Here is a 23775-nt window from a genome sequence, read left to right on the forward strand (position 1 = left end):
AAAGTTTACAACACCTCAAAATACAGTATGTTTAAAAGAGCCATTATATCTTTTTATATGCGTCCTGGAAAAACTTTAGATTTCTTTCATATTTAGATAAGTTTTTCTCTGTGGGGAATTTAGCATCTTTTAAAGCTTGTATAAGTATCTGATGTCCTTTTTCAAATTCTTCCTGGTTTTTAAAGGTTGCTTTCCACTGATTGATTTTCTGATTATCTATTGAATAAACAGTAAGGCCGATACTGTAAAATCTGAACGGACATTGATAGTATTTAGAACTTTTGTTTATAGTCTTTTTATTGATAATCGCATCATCAAAAACATAGGTCCAAAACTTAAGCAAATTCTTTACTTTTTTTCTGGCTTCAAGATCTTTCTTTCTCCATAAATTATTTTCAGGTAATCGGTATTTGGGTTCTTCATTACTCCTTGAGACATTCACACGGTCATAAACCCATAGAGTTGTTTCATCATGAGTTAAATTTTGAAATGAATAATTACCGTTATTTTCGTGCAATTTAAGATCTATCGAAGATGAATAGAATTTATTATTTTCAATATTTAGCTGGACAACTGACTCTCCTTTTTTTCGCCAGCTGCCTTCGAAATAGTATGGTTCGATATAATAACTAAATGATTTATCTTCATATAGAGCTATAAAAGAATTGGAAACTTTGCTTGAAAACATTTCGAAATGGGCTTCTTTCATAATATTGTCCAATGTCTCATCATCCAGTGATTCTTTATCATAAAATACAATGCGTAATACGCTTGAATCTTTTGGGGCCGTTTTAATTTTAGCAAGCTTTTCTTCTCTTGACATATTATCGACATACTCATTTAAGCCCTTGTGATCATATATCGTATGGATCTCCCACTGTCCAACTGGGTCATTATTGCTACAACCAAAAAATAGGGCAATTAAGAAAATAAAACATAGTCTTTTGATCATGGTGTTTTCTTTAATCAACTGAAAAAATAATATTATTTAGAATTATTTAATTGGTATCCAGATCTCTTCTTCTGATTCAGGAGAGGTGTTACTGTAATTATTTCCCAACACTTCGAAATGAGGGCGATCGTCTAACATAAAACCAGATTTGGGAAGCCACTCTGCAAAAATGTATTGAAATACTTTTGGGTCTCCTGCGGGACCTTTATAATTGAAAACTGCATATTTTCCTTCTGGAATATTCAGTAATTCAAGATCCTCATAATCTGGATCATGACCCTCAACAAATACACCTGCCCATTTTTCAAAATTTGCTGATGGTGAAAAGTCTGTGAAGAAATCTTGAGGATAAATTTGAAGTGAAATTTTATCTTGTGATTGGCTCTTTTCAATTTTTTTGATCATTGGGATAAATCTGGCCCAAAGTTGACCAGTTTTATTATCTGCAAGAGACATTTTGGTTTTTAAACCTAAAAGTTTTCTAGACGATAAATTCTTTATTTCTGGTTTCATAGATGATAATTAGAGGGCTAATATCGCTATATTTTAGTTAAATAAAAAAAAGGATATCAATAGATACCCCTTTCAAAATCGTATGATTTTACTATTTTCTTAATTCTTTTTCAACTTCATTTAATGATTGAAGAATGTTTTTAGCGATATCTTTTTGATTAACAGGGTTTAGTAAGAAATCGGCATCCTCCTTATTAGACATATATCCTAATTCCAGTAAAACACCAGGTATATTAATTTCTCTTAAGATCTTGTAGTCAGCAGACTTAATGCTACCCTCCTTACTGAATTTATTCACCTGGTTAGTTATAAGTATTTCAGTTGCTTTTTGAGATATTGCTTTTTTATTATTTAATTCAGAGAAATATCCTTCAGGACCATTTTTAGTTATATTTTCCGAATTATTACAATGAATGCTTAAAAGCATGTCTGCTTTTTGATTGTTAATAAAGGATATTCTTTCAGATAGAGTAATGTACTCATCATTTTCACGTGTTAGAATGATCTTTATATTTGAATTTTGGCTCAAATTCAGGATTTCTTTAGAGATCTTTAGATTTATCTCTTTTTCAGAAGGTGAACCAGGATCTTTACCTCCATGCCCGGCATCAATAATTACAATAAAAGGGTCTTTATCGCTTTTGTCAGGATTGAAAGAAGTAAATGAAAATGTAAAGGCTATTAAGAACATTGCCAGAATTAATCTGACCCATTTTTTTTTCGTTGAATGATTGTTGGATGTTAACATATTTAATCTGTTTTTAGTTGTTACAAAGCTAAAGCCACTTCTCAATCCTGATCTTGAGTGATAAATGCTACTTAAAATCTGTTTGATATAATCCGATACATTGGTGTTCTGTTTAATGACATTATTATCAGCCATGTATTCATGGTTTTCAGATATCTCATTTTTAATGAACCAAATCATAGGGTTAAACCAATAAAAGCATTTTATCAATTCTATTAACAGGATATCAACGGTATGCAATTCTTTAACATGAGTTAATTCATGTTGGATTATAGTATTTGTTAGTTTTTTGTTAAGTAGAGACTCTTTAGGAATTATTATATAGTTAAAGAAGCTAAAGGAGTATTTTTGAAACTGATTTGTTAGTAGAATGTAACCAGTGCTTTGGTTTACTTTAGAAGACTTTCTGATATTTTTAGAGATGGTCATTAAATTCTTAAAATACCTGAATAAAAAAATACTACTGATTAATAAATAAAAGATGCCTGACAGATAAATAAAAATTGAACTTTCAGGTTTGATTGTGGCAATAGTATTGTGGTCTGGATTTTCTACTACAATTTTTGTGTTATTAAGGTCAGGAACCTCGAATCTTGGTGCTTCAGCATATAGACCCCAATTCAAATCAAGGGTTGGGGTAATAAGGCACAGAATGATTCCTATCAATAAAAAATATCGATTAAAAGAGAATAGCCGGGTTTTCTTTAAAAGGTATTTATATATCAGGTAAATGGCAATAGTGCAAATAGCGGAATAGAAGAAATAATTTATCATCTTACTTTTTCTTTTGTTTAATTTGTGTTTGAATCATTTCTTCAAGCTCTTTTAACTCTTCTACAGATAAATCAGAGTTTTTGGTGAAGAAGGAGGCGAACTGAGACGAAGAATTATTGAAAAAGTCTGAAACAATGGACTTTATCTGTGTTTTAAAATATTCATTTTTTTTAAGAATAGGATAATACTCCTTGTCCCTGCCAAGTTTGGTGTATCCTATGTAGTTTTTATTAACCATTCTATTAATTAGAGTGGAAATGGTGGTATATGCTGGTCCGGGCTTAGGGAATTGATCAACGATATCTTTTAAAAAACCCTTTTCTATCTTCCACAGGTATTTCATTACCTGAAGCTCTGATTTATTTAATTGTTTTTGGTCCACAACTGTAGTTATATATTTACATTTATAGTTTTGTTACTACAATTGTAGTTAAATAGATTTTTATAACAAAATATTTATGCAATACTTTTTATTGAGAGCAAGTCTTTTAGAGTGTATTATTCACTATTCTTGGTAGTTAAAAAGTTGATTATCAGAAATTAAGCATAAAAAAAGGCAGCATTAATTGCCGCCTTTTAATTTAAGTGGGTGTATTTTATTCTTCAGGACCGTTAAAAATAAACAAGCCATTGTCCATATCACTTATATATTTATTTCCACTATTTGAAAGTCCATATATTCCCCATGCTCCACTAAAGTACTCGCCTGTTTCTGTAGGAGAGGTGTCATATTCAAATTCAATTACAGGATTTTCAGGATTTGATATATCATAAACTTTATATCCGGCAGTATAATATGAGAAATACGCATAATCGCCTACTATATGTACGTTGTGAAGTATTGATGTATCGTCACCAATTGAGGACAAAAGGATTGGGTTTGTTTTGTCTGATATATCATAGATATAAAAATCTTGACCGGTAGGGTCTTGTTGAAATGCTAATTCATCACACAACACCAAAATTGTTTGATCTGCATTTGTCCAGCCACTGTGATGGTAAGTAACATCTGGATTAATGATTGTTGAAATAGAATCCGGGTTAGATGGATCTGTTATATCATAAATAATCGTTCCTGCATAACCATGGAAATCGTACAGGAAATTCCCGTTGACGTGTGTTTCATGCCCACCTTGTAAACTATCATACCAGAGCAGGGTTGGTGATGTCGGGTCAGTTTGGATGTCATAAATTTTAAGCCCTGGAGTGTTACTGATTAATAACCCGCTTTCAGTAGTATAAATATTATGAGAGCCGGTAAATTCATTGACTATTTCAGGATTTTCAGGATCTTTCAGGTCAATCACATAGCCAGGATACTTATCTGACCCGAATACGCTGTAGGCATAATTTCCATAAGTTTTTATATCAAAACCACCGACTCCTGGTACAGTCCCAACAATTTCTGGTTGCTTAACATTTGTCGGGTCAACAATATAAATTCCATCAGTATTCTCAACGTCATAATATCCAATTAGAATATACTCCTTTTCCATAGATGGAGACTGAAAGGCCCAAATATCTTTTAGCGTGTTATTAAATTTCTTATTGCCTAAAAGTTCATTAGGCAATGGGGAAGTAGGATTTGAATCGAGAGTATCAGGTTGAGGATCGGGGGTAGGTGTGATGGGGGCTATTTCTTCTTTTTTATCTTCAGAACATCCAAAGCAGAGAAGTAAAGCTAAAGCTAATAGTTTCAGGTTGTTTTTCATGAAATTGTTTTTGATTGAATTTTTAAAAATAATCAAAATTTATCAAATAAAATATTAGTATGATATTGATCTGCAGGGAGATATAATCGGGTACTAATTTTTATGTAAAAGCCCGGCTTTTAAGTTTATTTAATCTTGAGGATCTTGATATTTTTACCTCTGAAAACACCTGTTTCTCCAATTGTCTTATTTATAATTGATTTTGCTAATGGAGTTAATGGAGATATGGCGAAAAACACATTTTCATCGATAATAATCTTACCCACGCTGACTGAAAGATAATAATTACCTGAATCGGTGTAAACTAAAGCCCCGGGTTCAACTTTTGATTTTACTTTTGCAGGATCAAGATTATCTAAAGCTCGATAGAGTTTTCTGGCTTCTGATAATTGAGTAGCATATTTATCTTTTTCGAGCTGGGCCATAGCACGGCCAGTTTCATATTTATCTCCAGCACTGCTTTTAGTTTCATTATTAGCAGATTCCTGTGCCTCTCTCATTCCCGCTTCACATAAAGCTATTTTTTTACGAATTTCAGCCAGGCAATGTTGATGAATGTCAGATTTTACTTTCAAGTCAATAGTCATTGTAAAAAAAAATATATCCTAAAATTAGTCTACTGGAATTTAAGTCGGGTAAAAAACAGATTCTTTTGTTTAGTTATTAATGTCAATGAATCACCATTAATTTCGTAAGTAAGTGTTTTGTTCTTAATAGAATTTAAGAATTCCTTTTCAATATCTTTGTTTTCACATGCAAGATTGGTTACTGATATCCGTGCCGTTTTAATAAACTGATTAGTAAATTCTACATTACCTTTAAATCTGTTACAGCCTGTAAAACCAGATACATTTCCTTTTTCATATCTGAATTGAATATTTGGTGGTTTTGAAAATTTACTTACTGGTTTGTTATTGATTTCAGATAATTGCCATATACCATTTAATAGTGCTTTTCCGGTGTAATTTCCACAACCGGAATAAGGAATTGTCTGATTTCCGTTTTTCTTTGTCAAGTTTATTTTAACAGAATAATCAGACTCTTTTCCAGACATATTATCCAGGCATTTTTTATCAACAACCATGATATCTATTTGGTAATCATTATTATTTGATTGATACGTGATAGCATTTATATCTTGTGGTTGTACTGTATTTGCTTTTGGAAATGTTAAAGAAAATTCATTCTTATCGATAGTTTTAAATTTAATTCGATCTTCAAAATCTATTTCCAGGCTCCAGAATGGTTCGTTTCCTTTGGCTTCGAATCCAGTTCTCTTGTCGACGGTATTGTGATTTTTACTTTCCTTTTTACTATTTGTGCATCCACACATAAAAAGAAATAAAACTAAATAGGAAATATATTTTAAATGCATCATACTAAAATTAGTAATTAGGTGGGAATCTATTTTTGATTGCTGCTTCAGTTTTAAAGTATATAACAAAGAAAATAACAAATAAATATCCCAGTGACAAGAATAGCCCTCCTGTTTCAGAGATTTCAAACAGTAAATCAGTGAATGCTAAACAAACAGTTATAATACCTGTGCTGGTTAATTTTTTCGATGCATACAATTGCGCGAAATCCCACCTTTCCTGGGATTTTATAGCAGATTTCGAACGGTAACCATAAGCCCAATTGGGCGTTTTTGGAGGCCATTTTTTAAGTATAAGCCCTATGCATATAATTATCACTCCTGAGATAAATAAAATAAGGAAAAATGGTGAGCGAAAATTCATAATTAAATAGCTTCGAAAAATGTTAAAAAAGAAAATTTAAATTCCTGAAATGTTGCCATTGGAACTACCACATTCTAGCAATAATTAGCGAAAGACTCCAACTATCATAGGCATTTAATCTAAAATCATAAGTGAAAGGAATAGCGAGTTCCCATTTTTCGTTGAGGTGAGTACTCCATTCATAACCTACTCTAAAAATTGATAAGGTTTCTTCCGGCGCATATTCAAAACCTCCACCAAAAATTACACTACTGTGATCAGTAAATTTATAAGTAGCCATCAGAGTTGGAGCTATCGGGTTTTTCCTTTCAATGAATTCCTCATCATTTTCATTTCGAAGATTAGTTTCTACTTCGAAGGTCTCAACTATAATATCTGTATGAATTCCCAGGCTCCAGCGACCATTAAAGTGATAATCATAAATTACAGCAAATGAAGGCACATTTCGCCATTTTATACCATCAGCATCTTTACCCCTTGAAATATGGGTATGCCCAAGTCCTGCTCCTAATTTATGATGATACACGCGATGTTGTAGGTTTTCCGGTTGATCGCTATTTTCCTGGTGTTGGGCCGATAATGTAAGGCAAGATGATAAACATAGAAGGAATATGTATTTAAAATACTTGATCATGAAAGTGAAATTTAGTTTTTAACCCGTGTTACAATAAAATTCTGAATGAATACTTTAGTTCAATTGTTCATTTGAAATTCATCTAATTGTATTTTCTATTAAGTGAAGGGGTTAATCAGAAAACTTTTGCTACTATTTGAATTTCAAATCAATCATTTGATCACCTAACGACTTCGAGTATGTTTTTTTAAAACTAATTTGTATTATATTTTGTTTTGGCCCCTAATAACAAACCTGAATTTCAATAGGGTTTATAGTAATTTCGAATACAAAAGCATTTAATTTGGATAGTGTTTGCTATTTGAATGAAACGTAGTCTCTTGGTTAATTATAATGTATTTATTGAAACTTATTGACTGTCAAAAGGATAAATAACCTTCCAATCATTTTTCATGTCTACAAGATTCCACTCTTTTTCTTTGGCAATATCAAGTGCTTTATCAAAGTGTCCGACAGAGGATTTCCTATCATATTCCCATTCTCGTTCACCATCAGTATGGTGGACATACAATATAAAGCTATTGTCATTAGAGTCAGTCCACTGCATCATTTGAAGATCCCCATCGGAATTCCCTGCAGAAAATACTGGTTTTTTACCAATTATGCGATGGATAGCAATTGGTTTACCTTCTTTGTCATTAATAAAATTAATTTCAGGCAATCTTTCTAGTACAGGCTTACCATCAATTATTCCGAACCTGGTTTTGATAGTGCTACCAATTATTCTTTCTTTTGGAATTCCATAGGTGTTCTCAACCCAGGGTCTCATAAATTCCACGCCACCACCAGAGACAATATAAACTTTAAAGTTATTATCATGCAGGTAATCAATAAGTTCCAGCATAGGTTGAAAGACTACCTCAGTAAAAGGTTTGTCAAAACGTGGATGCTTACTCGTATTTATCCACTTCAGTACAATTTTTTCAAACTCTTCGGTATTCATTCCGGCATGTGTTTTCATCAGTGTTTCCAAAATGTCTTGATGAGTCAGAGTTGATAAAACCTTCGGATCATCTGTTAACAACTTTTGGACTAAAGGGTCATCATACAGTTCCGGATTCTCCTTGGCGAGAGATTTTATTCTATCAATCGCAAAGAATAATTGAAAATAAAGCGGTTTTTCAGACCATAGAGTACCATCATTGTCAAAAGTGGCTATTCTGTTTTCCCTCTCTATAAAACCAGCTGAATCTTCTGAAATAGAATTCTTGACAAATGAAATAATTTCTTTTTTAACCTCCGAATCATTCCATGATGGCAATGGATCAGAATCAATAATTGATTGTTCTTCTGTACTTGATTGATTTGAACGGGAATCTGATGTGGAGCATGAAAAACAAACTATTGTGAGTAATATCAGGAGTAGTCTCATATTCATTTGTGGTAGAATTGACTTCAATAATGTTTAAATTATTGAGTAATGTGTATTTAATTAATTTAATCATTTTTAATAATTAAGCATAAAAAAAATGGCAGGTAAATACCTGCCATTTATATGTTATTGAGAAGAGTTGAAATTTTATCTAAACCACAAGATTAAATTTTAATTAAGGGGCAACTGAATTGTTGTTATTTTTAGGTCTATAGGAGTATTTTATCTCATCCAGATCACTGACCTTTTTAACAGTTAATACAAAAGGAGTGTCTTGTACATAGAACTTCATCGTATTGCCAAAAACAGGTCTTACAAATAATTGCATTAACACAGCTTTTGATTTTTTATCTCTTATCGCAATTGTTCTTAACTCTTTATTATATACCCAAAAGGCATTGTAAATATAGTAGTCAGATAATCTAATATTGAAATTAGCTTGTTGTTTAGAATCAAATTCAAATGATGACCTGCTGAATTCAGTTAAAATCAGATCCATCATTTCTTTTTGATCTTCAGTCATGTTAGGTTTAACGGGGAGCTCAGCTTTTTCAACTATCCATTTTCCGGATATCTCTGTTCGTGTTTGGCTAAATGAAGAAAAATATAACAAAACAGAGAAAAATGCGATCGATAAAATTTTCATATTGTGGTTTACCAGTGCTTTTTAAAAAGATTAAACTGATGTCAGTATTTTAATAAAAGTTAAAATTTATGATTAACATCACTTCAAATATAAGTGTTAGTTTATGAATTTTCAAATACTATCTTGTATTTATTCGGCTTCATAGTTAGTTTTTTGCATTTAATCGAAAAAATTATATTTAATACTTATCTATTTTATTACTAAAGGGGTTACCTTTTTTAATATAAAAATTCCGTTAAAATATATGAATAAAATAATTCAAATTAATATTTGAATCGCAATAACTATAATCGGTAAAATTAAATTTTGAATTATTTAAAGAATGCCAACTATTATTTTTATTCAAAGAAGGCTTTTGGGTAAACCACTGTGCCTCTGATATTTGATAACGATCCCTGGGTGAGTTCTATTGCCATACAATTTTTGGCAGGTATGTTAAAAGTTGTTTTTAAATTAAAATCACTCATTGGTTGGTAGCCAAATCTTGGATAATAATCTTCATGGCCAACAAGAACAATGGCCGGATAGTTCTTTTCTTTTGCTCTGATGTGTGCCTCCTTAATTAATTTTTCACCAATTCCTTTTTTCTGAAATTTTGGGAGAACACAAACAGGAGCCATAGCTAGCGCTTTAATAATCTGATCCTCCGTAACAATATTGATTTTTATTAATAGGATAAATCCGACAATTTTATCCTTAACCTCAGCGACAAGTGCCAGGTCTGGTACATAGCTGCTAGTCATTCGAAGCCTTTCAACCAGGTATTCTTCATCATGATTGCTGTTAGGATCATTTTTAAAAGCAGCAGCAATAACCTGCGAAACGCATTCATAGTCATTTTGAGTTTCCGGTCGGATTTTAACCTTCATTGGCAGTGACTTATAGCGGTGATAGATAAAGTAAATCATATGTGACTACATATGATTTACTTTATTGAAAATAATAGAAATAATTTTATTAACCTAAATCATTGGGAAGTCGGAAAACAAATTCTATCATTTACAGGGTTTATTTTTCAGGGCTTAATAAAATATCTTCTCCCAAAAATTTTTTATCAAGTGTATACCATCTTCTTATCTGAGGTATTTTCATGCCTTCTACTTTAATTTCATCTTCTAAATAAATCACCTCACCACTTCCATCTTTTTTAACAAACTGATAACCAATCAACCTGTAATTTTCTTTTGTAATAAAATAATCCCAGGTATCTGTATCGTATTCTGCCGTGATCTTATAGACAGGAATATCTGAAAAAGTAGTGTCTTTATAATTTTCTTTAATATTAGTTCCCTCATCGGCTAATTTCATTGGCAGACCCCACAGGTAAGTATAGTAGTTTCGTAGTTTAAAGACACGTTCACAATCAACGTTACCTTTTATTATAAAACATGAATCATTCTCTACTCCATGAATTTCAGTATCACCCCTGTTAATTCTGAATTCGCCAGTTTTATTATCAAGCCAGACAGTTGTTTTTCTGGTAACTGTCGAATCATCTATTATATGATTTTCTTCAAATTTAAGTTGTCCTTTAAATTCTGGCCATTGTCCTTTTGGATCGTGATAGGCAAGGGACTTGGCTAAGATGTACTTTCCATTTTTTGAAGAATTATTGACACAGGAGATTACGATTATACCAACTAAAAATACCAACGTCAGGCTAGATCTTTTCATAATAGAGACTCTAATTTGTTGTGATAATATTTTTAGTCAATATAAAGAAAATTAGTTCCTTTAGAGAATGGGCAAAGGGTATATATAAAAAAACCACCATTTACTAAGATGGTGGTTTATGTTATTAATAACTTTCTTTTATGTACCCCCAGCCTTGCCGCTGTTTAGAGACTATTTCAAGTATGCCGTCGGGTACTGGTTCAACTCCTTCAAGTAAGTCTGACTGAGTTTTATTATGTCTTTTCATCGTTTGCTCACAAACTTTGAATGACACATTCGGGTTTTTGGCTAATTCTTCAATATCATTAGCCACACTAGATTTTCCTTTTAAATACATATCCAGAGCACCGCTGTATACAACTACTTCAAATTTCGTGTCAGGGTATGCATTTGACATTCCTTTTACATGTCTGATTGTTTTTTCATGTATTTGCTTATCTGATCCAGTTACATCAAAAACTACATTTATTGGATTGCTTTGTGCAAATAGAAGGGTGCTTATAAACAGTCCTGCTATTATTAATATTTGCTTTTTCATTTTTTATTAGTTCAAGGGTTTAACCTACACTGCTGTCTATATATCCAATATTGTTTTCCTGAAGTCGGCCTAATACCCATACTCCTGATGGAGCTAAATCTATTCCGGGTAATTTGCCATTTACAAAATCATTATAAACCTCTTCTTTTGTAATACCCAAATCCTGAGAAATAAACTGACTATAAACTTTATATGCCATGTTGCATACACAAAACATAGCGCCTTGGTCTTGAAGTCCTCTTATTCCTGCTAACCCGGGTAATGGGAAGGCACCTTCCTGCGGATCAATATATGGGTTTTTAACTGCTGGTTTACCTGTTGTAGGATCATTGTATCCAAATCGTTCTCCCAGTTTGTACTTTTCTATTACATCATCTTTAAAGGAGAATATGATGCCATGGTGTCTTAAAACATTTAGTACTCCCAAATCTGGATTTGATGTTCCAGTTTCCTCATTTGTCATGTAATAGACATTAGACCAAATGAAGCCCCACCAATTTGCTTGTGATACATCATAAGCAACAGGATGTTGCATCTTACCAATTTTTTTTAATTTGATATCTAGCTCTGCAAAATTAACACCTTCATCTTTTAGGAAGGTTTCATTAATTTTTGCTTCAATGGGGTTGGCAATCATAGATAATCCAACCGCAGTTCCTGCAGCTATATTACCCAGGAACTTTCTTCTTGAGTGAGTGTTGTGACTTTTCATGATGGTATGGTTTGATTTTCGTGATATTATTTTGTTTTTTTTATTTTAAACTTTTGTTCATAGTAAACTATGATTGGCTGGAATGGTCCGTATTTGTGCTGTATGGCGGGGAAAGTGTCCGTCCAGGGTCCGTAAGGGGTCGATACAGGTTTTAATTTTTTATCTGGGAAATCATTTTCTTTGAATTTCTTTTCCGGTCTTGGCAGAGAGTTAATATATGCTGCCACATCATAGGCTTCTTCATCTGATAAAATCGGGTTTTCATGGTCTACTCCAAAGGGCATATTGTACTTAATGAATTCTGCAGCGGTAATAACTCTATTCATTCCTGCACCATCATTATAGGAATCAAAACCCGCTATTGGTGGATAAATGTAAATGGGGTCGGAGGTTAGTTCATTTCTTTTTCCTTCACCCTTTTCTCCGTGACAAACTTTACAGTGGGCTATAAATACAATTTTACCTTTCAACGTGTCGGCTTTTCTTTGAGGGATATTTATTTTTCTATATCCTTTGTATTTCTTCTCTATCTCTTCAGGGACCTTCTCGCTTAACCATTCTATATAAGAAATGATTGCTTGCATTTCATACGTGTTTTCTGGCATTGGAATTCCATTCATACTTCTTTCAAGGCAACCATTTATTCTTTCTTCTAATGTGCCTATCTTATTTTCTCTTCCACGGAATTGTGGAAACCGATTATAGACACCAATAAAAGAACCCGATGCTATTTTTTTACCAGCATCCAAATGACAATTATTGCACGACAGATTATTGCCGGCAAATGATTTGCCCCTTGCAGCTGATGGACCAATAAATTTCGAGGTATTAGTAATTATATCATGCCCGTATTTTATCATTTTTCCACGATCACCTTCCGGAAGATCTGATTCAATGGATCTGGGGATCCATGTTAGAGGTGTGTTTTCTTCCTGTAATGATTTATTGGGTGGTTTGGTGTAAAACCAGATCGAACCAATAATCATAATTAGTGATATGGATAACAACAAATACGTTAGTCCCTGCAAAGTCGATAATATTTTTAATCGATCTTGCATATAACGAGGTATTATTAAAATTTCGATCCCCGAGACTTTCGCTTATATTAATTTAATTTATTATTTATATATATAGAAGGAAATGCATGATTTTGTCTGTCAATTAGACAATATTAATTTTATGATGTTTATGTGAGTTGCTTGAAGTTACGATCATTTTTTGATTAGTTCGTGAGCAACTGCTCCAATACCCATTTCCGGATACATGCCTGCCAGGTCATATAATCTCAAAGTATCTCCGGATATCTCGTAATGATAGATTAGTTCGTTATCTCTGTCTTTATTACTACTAATGAAAACGGCATCAAATTCCAGTTCTTCACTAAAGTTATTTAATAAAGAATAATGCTCTTTTCCTTTAAAACCTTTAACTGTTCCATCAGTGTTGAAGATGAATTCTTTTCCCTCATCATTAGTATATGTACCACTAAATAATGTCTTTCGCAAAGCACTTTCTCTATCTCTTACCTTCCTGAAATAGGCTTTGTTGCCATTTGAATATTGGTAAATTATGCTTCCCGGTCTGTTGATGTAAATTTTAATTGTTGGAGAATCAAGAGAAACAAAAGAACTATCATCGTAATTCCATCTGATTGGACGATCGGAAGTCTGATTATTTGTGCTATTAGTTATTATCCAGGCATCTCCTGTTGCCACTCCCTCTTTATCCAGTTTAAAACCTAAAAGTGATGATTCGTAATTTCTGTTAAGATAAATCGAAGCACTGTCTTTTATTTTTTTGAGATAATAACTGCTGATCCAGTTACCGGCAAAAAGATCGGCAATCGAATCAGAAGGTTTGGTCTTGTCTATCTGTGGGATTGATTCTTCGATAACAGCAACAGTATCAACTGTCTCTGAGTTATCGTTTTCCTCATTCTCAGAACTACAAGCACTAATTACAATTAAAAAAAAGATGTATATAAATGATTGAAACTTCATTATTTTAGATTAAAGATTTAAAAAAATATCTAAATGCGCAGCAATATAATAAAAATGATATGTTAGAATCAAATTATTAAAATAGTCGGAAGCTCAATTTATGATTAAGCCATCTATTGAATATTTTAATAATCTGATTTATCAGAATGAAACTGCTTTTTTTAGCTGTATTTTTTTTATAATTTCCTAGTATACATTTTGATATAATGGAAGTTTACGAACCAAAGGATCTTGATATAGATTTTTCTCTTTCGGTAAGGGAAAAGTTGATAATGGTTTTCCTTACCGGGCTTTACATGTACTTGTTTTTAATCTTTTTTCAACCGTTTGGGGTTAATAATTATGATCCTCAGGAAAGATTATCTGTGGAATTATTATTAGCTGTAGCATTCATGATTTTCATCAGTACCCTTGCATTTTTTTTAGAAACCACAATTATCTACAATAAGTTAATTTTGAAATACAAGGGAAAAGGTTTTGTGTTCTGGATAATAATTTCTGTTTTAGTAATTTCTGTAAGTACATTTCTTGCCTATAATATTCTAGGAGGATGGCATGACTGGGTGTTGTCGAGTTTTGTTGAATTTATTATAAATATGGGAGCTTTATTTTTGATCCCTGTAGCTGGAATATTCATTTATATATACCAACGATCATTAAACTCCACCCTAAAAAGAGCCTACAGTTATCCTAATCCTGATGTTATAGGGAATCAGTTAATTACACTTCAATCAGATAATGAGAAGGATACTCTTTTAGTGAATCTAAAAGATATTTTGATGATTGAATCAGAAGATAATTACATAGGTATTCATTTTCTGGAAAAAGATAATGTAAGAAAAATTTTATTGCGTAAAACACTGAAAAGTATTGAAGGGGATTCACTGAGTGAAGTACTTATCAGGTGTCATCGTTCTTATATCATTAATTTGATGAATTTGAACCAGGTATTTGTTAATAAGAATAAAATGTATGTCAAGATTAATCATCTTGACAGCTCAATTCCAGTGTCAAGAAATCACCAAAGTAAGATCGGGTCCCTGGTGAATAGATAAATACTTTATCCATTCATCCCTTATTATGATTTTTCATCCCATAGAGTGAGTTTTTCTACCTTAAAAACGGTTTTAAGAGGAAATTTGAAAAAATCAAATCACTAAAATCATGAAAAATTTAGTTTCACACAGAAAGCCCGATATCTGGAAAAAGATTCTAATGTTTCTTTTTTCACTGACGTTTATTATTGTCTGGTTGCCTTTTATCCGGTCGGTTTTTGATGGCCAAAGTTATGTTTGGGGTACTCAATACTTTGGCGTTTGGTTTAGAGGAGCTGGCTTAAATGGTGATTTTGGGTTTTTAATCTTGCAATTGCTGTTTTATGCAGGATTGATGTTTTCAATATTCTGGATTAAAGACCGAAGAATCTTTTACTCACTTTTAATCCTATGGTGGATTAATTTCTTTGGGAATCTCTTATTCGATATTATTAAAAATGGCGACACAATGTTTCATGGTGACACATTAAATATCCATGTTTCTATTTCAGCCATTGTAATCCCTCTTTCAGTAATAGGCTTGTTAGTCGTTATAATGGCAATAAGAAGTGATGCAGCATCTGAAGATCTTGCAATAGAATGGAAATCGAAAAATAATTTGATGTTAGGTATAATTTTAGGTCCGCTTGTTGTTGAGGCAATATTATTCTCTGTTGGAGAGCCCCATGGAATAACGGATCAGGTCGGTGTGGTCATGGCTTTAATCCAATGTTTTTCACTTCCTTTTATCTATAAGCCTTATATTAATAAAAAAGAACTTTCTACTTTAAGCAAATAACTTCTTTCAAAACCTCCGTTTATATAACGGGGGTTTTACCAACTCCAACCAAATGAACTTTGCCAGACATAATCTGTCTTTACACCACCTTCAATAGGCTCGTTATCATAGTTGAGGGTCAGTCCTGTTTTAACATAAAAATCCAGAGGTAAATCATATTTTAGATCAAGTCTATAATCGACCCTTACCCTTCCTGACTCCGTAATGCTTGGGTAAACCACTACATTGGTCAGTAAACTAAGGTCCCCGATGTCATATACATTGAACTCTGTACCAACCCATGCCTCAGTACTTTCCCGATCGTTTCCTTCACCTTCATAATCTTCCACGTTGTATGAAACTCCTGCTTGTACTCCCCAATATAATCTGTTGGTTCTTTTTATAAATTTACCGACACCAATTCTGGAGTTTGTACGAAGATCTAATAGTTGATCAGTACTGGAAAGGAAATCAATTTGAGCCATTACAAACCATTCATGTGGAAGAATATATCTGAAAGAAATATTGCCATCTGTTCTGTGAATATCTTCGGTGTCATCTTGTGAAGAATTCAATACATTATAATTCATATCAATAGACCATTTCTCTGTTAGATATCCAGCCTGACTTCTTAAAGTGAACTGTTGTTGGTTTCTAGCTCTTGTCAAGGTATAGCCCAGGTCAATTCCTGCATATAAACGATCGAGAAACCCTTTGTCTAGAGGTTTGAGGTTTACAATATCATTCCGGTCTACTTTGATTTCAGTTCCGTCATCATTTAATATTATTATATTTCCATTATCTGTACGTAATGTCCCATAGTATCTGTCACCATCCACTGTTACCATAGTGAGTAACGATTCCGTATATGCTTCACTGACTTCAGTCCATAAAATTGTAAAATCATCGTCACTATAATCAGTTTCAATTGTTACGACCCCTTTGTTAAGTGACTGGATTTCACCAACGATGACATTTCCGTTTTTAAAAACTAAAGAATCCTGAGCGATAATAGTTGCAGATGACAACACGAAGATCATCAAAACTTGATAGAAGTTTTTCATTGGTCTGATAGATTAGAATGACAGAAATAAATTAAAATAAGAGCCTTCAGCTTAGAAGTGTTATTCCTGATTGCCCTTAATATAAATTAATAAATATATGTCAATTTTATTAGTTTGATATATAACTATCTCTTCGAAATTTTGTTTTTACTTATTTGTTTTTGTCTGCTACTTTTAAACCTTTCTATTGACGAGGCACGTTTTTTCAAGTGTTTCAGGCTGGTTCCGGAATTGACTCGTTTTCTCCACATTTTGAAACTGCTTTCCTTAAGTTCATTTCTCATTATCTTGATAACGTCTTTTTCAGAAATGCCGAATTGAAACTCAATGGCTTCAAAAGGAGTGCGGTCTTCCCATGCCATTTCTATTATTCTGTCTTTTTCACGTTCATTCAATTTAACCATGGATATATAACAGAAAACTAAAAGAATTGTTGATTTTAATCATACGGGAAATCTGATCAGAATTTCCGCTTTTATCATGCGATTTTTCTTTCTGATATTTTTCTTCATTATTATAACACGAGACTATTTCAAAAAATATCAGGTATTGAGTTATAAACCTTAATATTTCCTGCTTTTAATTTTTTTTGCTGGCTAATGATGACAACACAATTAATAACAATTGCTAAACAATAAACTACTAATATTACAGGGAAAGGACTCAGGTTTATCATTTGATTAATTTCAATTTGCCAGAATGAGGTAATTAATAAGATAATAGAAGTTGTTAAGGTCCAGATCACCTGGAAACTGAAAATCTTTTTTCCCACCGAATAGAATCTGATCTTATTTCTGTTTTTAAATAAGATAATGGATTGGAAAATGATATTACCATAGGGAAATAAGATCAGAGATAAGGCAGAAAGATTCATAACTTTCAATAATTCCACCTCTCTTTTATATTTTTTTGAAGAATCAGCTACTAGTTTTTTTGAACTACAATCTAATGCTTTAACCAGTTGGTTTAGGATATAATGTTTTGGTTCCGTTTGATCTTTCTCAATTTGTTGAATCTTTCTTAATGAAATCCCCGATATTTCAGCGAGTTCTTCCTGTGTAATTCTCTTTTCCTTTCTTAGCCTCGATAAAAGTTGACCTGTAGACATTTAAAACGTATAGTTGGTTCCCAGGAATGCACCTAAATATCGATATGTAATGTCCGTTTTACCGGCGCCAACTGCCTTTGGTTGCTCTCCATGACCTCTGGAATAAAATAGACCAAGATCAGTATGGAAATATTTAGATTTTAATTTGAATCCAGTGAAAAATGCCCAAAATGTAACACCTTTTTCACCTTCCCCGGGTTTTTCAAGAGAGGGAGTATAAGATCCACCTGTATACAATAAAATGTTTTCAGATAGCGTATATTCAGCTCCGGTGCTCACTCTAAAATTCCCTCTCAATGATTCTACTTCTTCGATTTCGTTACTAGGATAAATGTCATAATCTAAATTAAAAGAATATCCTATGTCAGAAGCAATGGTCCAGTTTACATCTGGTTTATATGTTATTCCTGCCCTGATCTCTCCAGGTGTTTTGAATTGCGTTTTTAACCCTGTAAAATTGATCTCATCAGCATCTATGTTATTCGGATCAATATTAGAAAAGTTGTATTCGTAATAGTCCCCTTTTCCAAAAAGATAAATTGAAGGAGTAGTTATTTTTAACCCAAAATTAAGTACTTCACCTTTACGATGAATACCTGCAATAATCATCATGTTGTTTGGCTTAATAGTAGTTCTTGATGATTGAAGAATCAATCTTTGCGCATTATTATTGACAATGGTATTTGCTTCGGCAAAGGTTTTAAAACTGAATCCCTGATAGTATAAACTTGTTCCCCAAGACCAATAGTCATTGATTTTTTTTGCAGCAGATAGACCGATTAGTAGCATATTTTCCTTATAATTCTGAAGAAAAGTAACATCTAATGTCTGGTCTGGTCCGTTGATACTCCATGAAGAAAGACCTTCGTACCTGAAATCCATTGGAACTAGAACCGAAAATGCCACTTTCCATTCTTTAAAAGATTTAACCATAACAACACTCGTTGGAATAGTTTGAAATCCTGCTGCCTCGTAATTCAGGTCTTGTCCATTGATCGTTGCGATGGGCTTAGCCTTAAATTTATAATGTAGATATGCAGTTCCTGAAAGGGAAAAGGAAGTTCCTTCGAGCATAGTCAATGCTGCAGGATTATAAAATACAGCACCAGTTGAGGCTAATCCGCCTGTTCCGGTATTTGCCATTAGGGGTTCCGTATCGCCCATCGGTAAAATATTGGGGTTATAAGCCGATTGCCCTTGCGCATCAAGGCAAGTCATTATGCATATCAGCATTACTATTCCCGGATATAAAATGAAATAATGTTTAATCACGGGTTAGCATATTTATCTGTTGGGGGTTCTGCAACATTCGTATTTTTAGTAAAAAAAGCTATAATTCCAGATGTAACAAATCCTACAATAGGAGCAAAGATCAAGCTCTGGATTATATAATTTTTCATGTTAAAGTAATCCTCTGCTTCTTCTCGTGTCATTAATTCACTTTCTACTGAGTATTCAATAGCATTTTCGAAATAATGCGGAGTGATAATCTCATGGTTGATCCATTGGGTCAGAGGGGTGAGTATCGTGACAAACAGGGTAATCCAAAGACCTGAAATGAACCCTTGTTTATAGGTCATTTTGCCGCCATAATAATTTCTTCTTTTATCAAGCAATGCAAGGGTATAGATTACCACTGCTATGATAGCGAATAAATTGGTATAATATGGATGTTTATCTATATTAACAGTATGAAGACCAACGAGTCGTTCGAGAAAAATCCAGAGCAATCCTGCGATTACAAAGATCAGAGCCCATTTTATTTCAATAGATAATTTTTTCATGTGTGGTGATAGATTTTATTAGTACTTATTAAAATAATACCGCTAAAGGGTTGTGGTACTCATAAATTAATATCCTGGATCGTAATTTCCTATTAAAAGATATGGGAAAAAAATAGCGACCCCTGATATAGGAAGCCGCCGTATTTACATGCAGAAATCTTAAAATATTTTATATTTTCATGGTCCCGAGTTTACCGGACTGAAAATCTTCTATTGCTTGATTTATTTCTTCCGCTGTATTCATAACAAACGGACCGTGCGCGAATATAGGCTCATTAAATGGTTTGCCAAAGCAAAATATTATTTGACTGTCTTCATTAGCGGAAAAAAACAACTCGTTGCCTTCAAGAGACAATTCTATTAGTTGATGTGTTTTAGCCTGATGACCTTCAATATTAATATTACCATTAATTACATACAAAAGAACCTGATTGTCGTCCGGAAGTTCAATATGAAACTCACCATTTTCAGAAAGATCAATTGTGGAAGTAAATAGTCCTGTTAATGATTTTACCGGACCTTTTTCACCATTATAATGTCCGGATACCAGATGGACTGTACCAAGACCATCTTCCGTTTTTACAGCAGGAATTTTGTCTTTTTGTAAACCGATATAATTTGGTTCAATCATTTTAAGATTAGAAGGCAGGTTAAACCAAAGCTGGATAACCTCTTCCATTCCACCTTCCTTTTTAAATTTTTCAGATGATACTTCAGCATGTATCAATCCGCTACCCGCTGTCATCCACTGAATTCCTCCTGCATTGATTACACTTTCACCTGTAACAGAATCTTTATGTGTAATATCACCTTGTAAAACGAAAGTTAGTGTTTCGAACCCACGATGAGGGTGAGGGCCAAATGGTAAGCCATTATTGTCAGGCTCGTATTTTTGCGGACCATGATGGTTTAAAAATAAAAACGGATCCAGGTTATTAATATCCTGTGTGGGCATTGCACGCCATGTTTTCAGGTCAGCAATAGGATCATATATTCCGGTATGTATCGCTTTTACTTTCTTTTTCATTGTTTATTGTTTAAACAAATATACGCTTATTATTGATATTTGTTTAAAAAATATTAATCAAGATTAAGTTTTTGATTTTTATTGCGGAGATCAACACCTCCCTGTACGATAGAATTCATATTTGCCAGATAAAAAGTCCAACCAGTCTTACATTCTACATGGTAGTTAATTTCGGATTCTTCTACTGGCGGGATGTCTTCCTGCGTCAGAGTCACTATTGTTGTATTTTCTTCTACTCCAATGGTTACGGTAACAATACCTGCTTTACCAAAGGAGAATCGCAGATGATTTTTGCCATTTAATTCCAGGATCTTTCCATGTTCTACCACATTGTCCGGATACCCATGCCATAACCAACGATAAGTATCTCCTTCTTGTATATCTTCATCAGGTTGTCTAAATGAACCATCTTCTTTAACAAATTCAGCTAATCTAAGGAACCATTTTTCCAGTCCTGCTTTAGTGGTCCATAGTTTATATACTTCAGGAACCTTAGTGTCAACAACAGATTTGACAGTAAAATGGCTATAGTCAAATTTATTCTTATCAGACATAATTAAAGAGGTTTTGGTATTGCTTGTTTTCTTGTAATTGTTTCAGGTTTATTAATTCTAAATGGTTGTTTTTCTAAATAAGTTAAGGATCTCCACATCCATTCTGCAGGTCCATATCTGAAATATTTTAACCAGATCGGACTTATAATGAGTTGAAAGATCCAGATCAAACCGACAACATAATATAACTCATACCGCTGAAGTTTCCCAAACATATTAAACCCTAAGAAATAAATGTTACATAGAATTGTATGCATCAGATAATTGGTCAATGCCATTTTTCCTACCGCTCCCAATGCATTTTGCAAGAATTTCAAAATCGATGACTTGACGAAGATCATAATTAATCCAATGTGGCCTATTGTAGTGAAAAATCTTCCAATCTGATAAGTTCTATCTGCTTTCATGGTGGTTAGTTTATCAAATCCAGAGTTTACTATCATTGATGTTTCAAAATAATTTACTGTCAAGCCCACAGCATACCCGACAATCATCATGATTAAATAATATTTATATTTTAATGAGGCATTAAATACCTTCCACTTAAATAAGGCCATGCCGATGAGCATCATAGAAAGAATATCCCAGGGAGAATATCGATAGAAGAAAACGGTTTGACTACGAAAAACTCTTTCTCCAATTATATCAACTAGTTTGAAGTATCCACTATTTCTCATTTTACTGCTATATTCAGACACCTCTTCAGATGTTGGGGTCTGATTGAGTTTTGTAAATGCCTTTAATTGTTCGGTTTGTTCAGTAGTTAAAGTCTGATTCTGATCCTTTAATCTCTGTACTTCAGTACCAGCTTTATAAGTTTCCACACCTTTATTGTAGTCTCTGAAATCAAGGAAAACACCAATAGTTAAAAGCACTATTCCAGCTATAAAGAGTGGTTTGGGATTTACATGCCTAACCGGGAAAAGTAATAAGCCCATTACTGCATAGGGATAAAGAATTTCACCATACCAAAGGAGTAGATACCCATGAATAATTCCGAAAAGCAGTAACCAAAGGGTTCTACGATAATATATATCAGCTACTTTTATTCCCCCGCCTTTTTTCTCACCACGGAGAGTTAATAAAATAAACCCCATACCAAACAACATGGTAAACAATCCTCTCATGGTACCTTCAAAAAGCATGTTTGTAGTAATCCATGTATAAAGATTGGCACCAGTATCTCCACCCGAAATTGATGGATTAGAATAGGACCATGCAAGACCGAATCCTACAATATTCATTAGTAAAATACCAAGGAGTGCGATTCCCCGTACGACGTCAAGGGAATGAATTCGCTCTGAGACCTTAACAGGCTCCAGGTGAGAGATAGAAGGTGTATTCATAACAGTGTGGTAATGGCCTTCTATTAATTTACGACAAAATATTCAATAGCTGATTATATAATCAATGATTAATTTTCAGGGTTTAAATGAAGTATTAGTGAGCTTTTCTGATACATCCCAAAGTCTGTTGGCTTTATACTTATCTTTTGAAATATCGTTTGAATCCACTTTTACAGGTTTGCCGCTATATTCTCTAAATCCCGATGGCCCATAATATTCTCCACCTTTAGCGTTTGGATCTAATGCAGCTCTGACTATAGGTTCGGCTCCTTGTTTAGAAGAATTGAAAATCACCGGACCGATAGTATTAAAAACAGATTGCACAAAACCGGGTAAATGTCTTCCGAGATTTGTAGATGAAATACCCGGATGAGCTGCCAGGGATAAAGGTGATGATTGTTCTTTTTTATCTAATCTTCTTTGTAATTCGTAGGCAAACATCAGGCATGCGAGTTTACTTTGACTATATGCCTTTCTTTTATCATAACCCTGAAGAAAATTCAAATCCTCAAAGTAGATATCACCCCATGCATGTGCTAAACTACTTAATGTTACAATTCTGGAACCATCAGTTTGAGATAAAAGATCGAAAAGTAATGAAGTAAGTTTAAAATGCCCCAGATAATTAACCCCTAATTGTAGTTCAAAACCCTGAACCGTCGTTTGATATGGCGGAAACATGACACCAGCATTGTTAATCAGAAAGTCAAGACGATCATATTTTAAATGAAAATTCCTGCTAAAGGAACTGACTGAATCCAGATCGGAAAGATCTATCTCCATGATCTCGATTTCACCCTCCGGATGGTGCTTTATTAATTCATCTTTTGCTTTTTCCGCTTTCTCAGGGTTGCGGCAAGCCATAATTACTTTTATTTTCTTTTCGAGGAAGAATGAACAGGTTTCTTTACCGAGACCTACATTAGCTCCGGTGACGATTGCAATTTTTCCTTTCTGTTCAGGTATATTTTTATATGAATAGTTATCAGCCACGATTATAATTGGTTTGGGTTCGAGGCTTAATTTAATAAATGTAAATAGAATGAAATAAAAAACGGTTAGCAAT

At 33.3% G+C, this 23775-nt stretch carries 28 protein-coding genes; 2 read left to right on the top strand and 26 right to left on the bottom strand.

From position 1 onward, the window contains the following. Nucleotides 1-43: 43 nt before the first annotated feature. The 17 genes from OO013_RS05290 to OO013_RS05365 form a co-directional block, all read right to left on the bottom strand. Nucleotides 44-952: a hypothetical protein gene (locus OO013_RS05290; RefSeq protein ID WP_266055642.1), complete on the bottom strand. Its 909-nt coding sequence runs from the start codon at nt 950-952 to the stop codon at nt 44-46. 42 nt (nt 953-994) lie between these two features. Further along, the gene (locus tag OO013_RS05295; RefSeq protein WP_266055643.1) at nt 995-1465 is read right to left on the bottom strand and encodes a GyrI-like domain-containing protein; all 471 of its coding nucleotides are present in this window, start codon (nt 1463-1465) and stop codon (nt 995-997) included. 91 nt (nt 1466-1556) lie between these two features. Next, the gene (locus tag OO013_RS05300; RefSeq protein WP_266055644.1) at nt 1557-2837 is read right to left on the bottom strand and encodes an N-acetylmuramoyl-L-alanine amidase; all 1281 of its coding nucleotides are present in this window, start codon (nt 2835-2837) and stop codon (nt 1557-1559) included. Between the two features lie 151 nt (nt 2838-2988). Further along, nucleotides 2989-3369: a BlaI/MecI/CopY family transcriptional regulator gene (locus tag OO013_RS05305; protein WP_266055645.1), complete on the bottom strand. Its 381-nt coding sequence runs from the start codon at nt 3367-3369 to the stop codon at nt 2989-2991. A gap of 214 nt (nt 3370-3583) precedes the next feature. Continuing rightward, nucleotides 3584-4699 (bottom strand): LVIVD repeat-containing protein, encoded by a 1116-nt coding sequence (locus OO013_RS05310; protein ID WP_266055646.1) that lies wholly within the window; start codon nt 4697-4699, stop codon nt 3584-3586. Between the two features lie 125 nt (nt 4700-4824). Further along, nucleotides 4825-5286: a 3-oxoacyl-ACP synthase gene (locus tag OO013_RS05315; RefSeq protein WP_266055647.1), complete on the bottom strand. Its 462-nt coding sequence runs from the start codon at nt 5284-5286 to the stop codon at nt 4825-4827. A 29-nt stretch (nt 5287-5315) separates the two neighbouring features. Then, a complete protein-coding gene (locus OO013_RS05320) occupies nt 5316-6077 on the bottom strand; it encodes an META domain-containing protein (RefSeq protein WP_266055648.1) in 762 nt (253 codons plus the stop codon). A 7-nt stretch (nt 6078-6084) separates the two neighbouring features. Continuing rightward, nucleotides 6085-6438, bottom strand: a complete 354-nt coding sequence (locus tag OO013_RS20255; protein WP_369414879.1) for an SdpI family protein — start codon at nt 6436-6438, stop codon at nt 6085-6087. Nucleotides 6439-6502: 64 nt separating this feature from the next. Beyond that, nucleotides 6503-7072 (bottom strand): hypothetical protein, encoded by a 570-nt coding sequence (locus OO013_RS05325; protein WP_266055649.1) that lies wholly within the window; start codon nt 7070-7072, stop codon nt 6503-6505. Nucleotides 7073-7421: 349 nt separating this feature from the next. Then, the gene (locus OO013_RS05330) at nt 7422-8444 is read right to left on the bottom strand and encodes an HAD family hydrolase (protein ID WP_266055650.1); all 1023 of its coding nucleotides are present in this window, start codon (nt 8442-8444) and stop codon (nt 7422-7424) included. Nucleotides 8445-8619: 175 nt separating this feature from the next. Further along, nucleotides 8620-9090 carry a hypothetical protein gene (locus tag OO013_RS05335; RefSeq protein ID WP_266055651.1) on the bottom strand — a complete coding sequence of 157 codons (471 nt, stop codon included), beginning with the start codon at nt 9088-9090 and terminating at the stop codon, nt 8620-8622. Nucleotides 9091-9428: 338 nt separating this feature from the next. Then, nucleotides 9429-9959 (bottom strand): GNAT family N-acetyltransferase, encoded by a 531-nt coding sequence (locus OO013_RS05340; RefSeq protein WP_266055652.1) that lies wholly within the window; start codon nt 9957-9959, stop codon nt 9429-9431. A 139-nt stretch (nt 9960-10098) separates the two neighbouring features. Then, nucleotides 10099-10764, bottom strand: coding sequence for a DUF6503 family protein (locus tag OO013_RS05345; protein WP_266055653.1), 666 nt, complete (start codon nt 10762-10764; stop codon nt 10099-10101). Between the two features lie 124 nt (nt 10765-10888). Further along, the gene (locus tag OO013_RS05350) at nt 10889-11302 is read right to left on the bottom strand and encodes a DsrE family protein (protein ID WP_266055654.1); all 414 of its coding nucleotides are present in this window, start codon (nt 11300-11302) and stop codon (nt 10889-10891) included. Nucleotides 11303-11321: 19 nt separating this feature from the next. Next, nucleotides 11322-12014, bottom strand: coding sequence for a Tat (twin-arginine translocation) pathway signal sequence containing protein (locus OO013_RS05355; RefSeq protein WP_266055655.1), 693 nt, complete (start codon nt 12012-12014; stop codon nt 11322-11324). Nucleotides 12015-12040: 26 nt separating this feature from the next. Then, nucleotides 12041-13072: a c-type cytochrome gene (locus tag OO013_RS05360; protein WP_266055656.1), complete on the bottom strand. Its 1032-nt coding sequence runs from the start codon at nt 13070-13072 to the stop codon at nt 12041-12043. A gap of 153 nt (nt 13073-13225) precedes the next feature. Beyond that, nucleotides 13226-14014: a hypothetical protein gene (locus tag OO013_RS05365; RefSeq protein ID WP_266055657.1), complete on the bottom strand. Its 789-nt coding sequence runs from the start codon at nt 14012-14014 to the stop codon at nt 13226-13228. A 206-nt stretch (nt 14015-14220) separates the two neighbouring features. Here OO013_RS05365 and OO013_RS05370 point away from each other — a divergent pair, with 206 nt between their 5' ends. Continuing rightward, nucleotides 14221-15069, top strand: a complete 849-nt coding sequence (locus OO013_RS05370) for a LytTR family DNA-binding domain-containing protein (RefSeq protein WP_266055658.1) — start codon at nt 14221-14223, stop codon at nt 15067-15069. A gap of 109 nt (nt 15070-15178) precedes the next feature. Continuing rightward, entirely contained in the window at nt 15179-15847 is a 669-nt protein-coding gene (locus OO013_RS05375; protein WP_266055659.1) for a ubiquinol cytochrome C oxidoreductase, read from the top strand. 35 nt (nt 15848-15882) lie between these two features. Here OO013_RS05375 and OO013_RS05380 read toward each other — a convergent pair whose 3' ends face one another. The 9 genes from OO013_RS05380 to OO013_RS05420 all read right to left on the bottom strand — a co-directional run bounded on the left by OO013_RS05380 (nt 15883) and on the right by OO013_RS05420 (nt 23702). Then, complete coding sequence (locus tag OO013_RS05380; protein ID WP_266055660.1) at nt 15883-16890, bottom strand: DUF481 domain-containing protein; 1008 nt, start codon at nt 16888-16890, stop codon at nt 15883-15885. Nucleotides 16891-17015: 125 nt separating this feature from the next. Then, nucleotides 17016-17294, bottom strand: coding sequence for a TIGR03643 family protein (locus tag OO013_RS05385; protein ID WP_266055661.1), 279 nt, complete (start codon nt 17292-17294; stop codon nt 17016-17018). Between the two features lie 128 nt (nt 17295-17422). After that, a complete protein-coding gene (locus OO013_RS05390) occupies nt 17423-17998 on the bottom strand; it encodes a helix-turn-helix domain-containing protein (RefSeq protein WP_266055662.1) in 576 nt (191 codons plus the stop codon). Continuing rightward, on the bottom strand, nt 17999-19270 hold the full coding sequence (locus tag OO013_RS05395; protein WP_266055663.1) for an OmpP1/FadL family transporter: 1272 nt from the start codon (nt 19268-19270) through the stop codon (nt 17999-18001). Continuing rightward, nucleotides 19267-19782 (bottom strand): DUF4199 domain-containing protein, encoded by a 516-nt coding sequence (locus tag OO013_RS05400; RefSeq protein ID WP_266055664.1) that lies wholly within the window; start codon nt 19780-19782, stop codon nt 19267-19269. The genes OO013_RS05395 and OO013_RS05400 overlap by 4 nt, the downstream gene beginning before the upstream one ends. Nucleotides 19783-19951: 169 nt before the next feature. After that, complete coding sequence (locus OO013_RS05405; RefSeq protein ID WP_266055665.1) at nt 19952-20809, bottom strand: pirin family protein; 858 nt, start codon at nt 20807-20809, stop codon at nt 19952-19954. A gap of 53 nt (nt 20810-20862) precedes the next feature. Further along, on the bottom strand, nt 20863-21363 hold the full coding sequence (locus OO013_RS05410) for an SRPBCC family protein (protein ID WP_266055666.1): 501 nt from the start codon (nt 21361-21363) through the stop codon (nt 20863-20865). A gap of 2 nt (nt 21364-21365) precedes the next feature. After that, a complete protein-coding gene (locus OO013_RS05415; protein ID WP_266055667.1) occupies nt 21366-22709 on the bottom strand; it encodes a DUF418 domain-containing protein in 1344 nt (447 codons plus the stop codon). A 75-nt stretch (nt 22710-22784) separates the two neighbouring features. Further along, nucleotides 22785-23702 carry an oxidoreductase gene (locus OO013_RS05420; protein ID WP_266055668.1) on the bottom strand — a complete coding sequence of 306 codons (918 nt, stop codon included), beginning with the start codon at nt 23700-23702 and terminating at the stop codon, nt 22785-22787. Nucleotides 23703-23775: the final 73 nt, after the last annotated feature.

The organism is Mangrovivirga halotolerans, assembly GCF_026241165.1.
Lineage (GTDB): Bacteria > Bacteroidota > Bacteroidia > Cytophagales > Cyclobacteriaceae > Mangrovivirga > Mangrovivirga halotolerans.

Bases quoted from the DNA above. Each gene is read 5' to 3' on its own strand.
- OO013_RS05290 (WP_266055642.1), bottom strand. From the start codon at position 952: ATGATCAAAAGACTATGTTTTATTTTCTTAATTGCCCTATTTTTTGGT.
- OO013_RS20255 (WP_369414879.1), bottom strand. From the start codon at position 6,438: ATGAATTTTCGCTCACCATTTTTCCTTATTTTATTTATCTCAGGAGTG.
- OO013_RS05380 (WP_266055660.1), bottom strand. From the start codon at position 16,890: ATGAAAAACTTCTATCAAGTTTTGATGATCTTCGTGTTGTCATCTGCA.
- OO013_RS05400 (WP_266055664.1), bottom strand. From the start codon at position 19,782: ATGAAAAAATTATCTATTGAAATAAAATGGGCTCTGATCTTTGTAATC.
- OO013_RS05350 (WP_266055654.1), bottom strand. From the start codon at position 11,302: ATGAAAAAGCAAATATTAATAATAGCAGGACTGTTTATAAGCACCCTT.
- OO013_RS05295 (WP_266055643.1), bottom strand. From the start codon at position 1,465: ATGAAACCAGAAATAAAGAATTTATCGTCTAGAAAACTTTTAGGTTTA.
- OO013_RS05365 (WP_266055657.1), bottom strand. From the start codon at position 14,014: ATGAAGTTTCAATCATTTATATACATCTTTTTTTTAATTGTAATTAGT.
- OO013_RS05325 (WP_266055649.1), bottom strand. From the start codon at position 7,072: ATGATCAAGTATTTTAAATACATATTCCTTCTATGTTTATCATCTTGC.
- OO013_RS05345 (WP_266055653.1), bottom strand. From the start codon at position 10,764: ATGAAAAGATCTAGCCTGACGTTGGTATTTTTAGTTGGTATAATCGTA.
- OO013_RS05405 (WP_266055665.1), bottom strand. From the start codon at position 20,809: ATGAAAAAGAAAGTAAAAGCGATACATACCGGAATATATGATCCTATT.
- OO013_RS05390 (WP_266055662.1), bottom strand. From the start codon at position 17,998: ATGTCTACAGGTCAACTTTTATCGAGGCTAAGAAAGGAAAAGAGAATT.
- OO013_RS05340 (WP_266055652.1), bottom strand. From the start codon at position 9,959: ATGAAGGTTAAAATCCGACCGGAAACTCAAAATGACTATGAATGCGTT.
- OO013_RS05310 (WP_266055646.1), bottom strand. From the start codon at position 4,699: ATGAAAAACAACCTGAAACTATTAGCTTTAGCTTTACTTCTCTGCTTT.
- OO013_RS05320 (WP_266055648.1), bottom strand. From the start codon at position 6,077: ATGATGCATTTAAAATATATTTCCTATTTAGTTTTATTTCTTTTTATG.
- OO013_RS05360 (WP_266055656.1), bottom strand. From the start codon at position 13,072: ATGCAAGATCGATTAAAAATATTATCGACTTTGCAGGGACTAACGTAT.
- OO013_RS05415 (WP_266055667.1), bottom strand. From the start codon at position 22,709: ATGAATACACCTTCTATCTCTCACCTGGAGCCTGTTAAGGTCTCAGAG.
- OO013_RS05355 (WP_266055655.1), bottom strand. From the start codon at position 12,014: ATGAAAAGTCACAACACTCACTCAAGAAGAAAGTTCCTGGGTAATATA.
- OO013_RS05385 (WP_266055661.1), bottom strand. From the start codon at position 17,294: ATGGTTAAATTGAATGAACGTGAAAAAGACAGAATAATAGAAATGGCA.
- OO013_RS05315 (WP_266055647.1), bottom strand. From the start codon at position 5,286: ATGACTATTGACTTGAAAGTAAAATCTGACATTCATCAACATTGCCTG.
- OO013_RS05330 (WP_266055650.1), bottom strand. From the start codon at position 8,444: ATGAGACTACTCCTGATATTACTCACAATAGTTTGTTTTTCATGCTCC.
- OO013_RS05335 (WP_266055651.1), bottom strand. From the start codon at position 9,090: ATGAAAATTTTATCGATCGCATTTTTCTCTGTTTTGTTATATTTTTCT.
- OO013_RS05370 (WP_266055658.1), top strand. From the start codon at position 14,221: ATGGAAGTTTACGAACCAAAGGATCTTGATATAGATTTTTCTCTTTCG.
- OO013_RS05410 (WP_266055666.1), bottom strand. From the start codon at position 21,363: ATGTCTGATAAGAATAAATTTGACTATAGCCATTTTACTGTCAAATCT.
- OO013_RS05375 (WP_266055659.1), top strand. From the start codon at position 15,179: ATGAAAAATTTAGTTTCACACAGAAAGCCCGATATCTGGAAAAAGATT.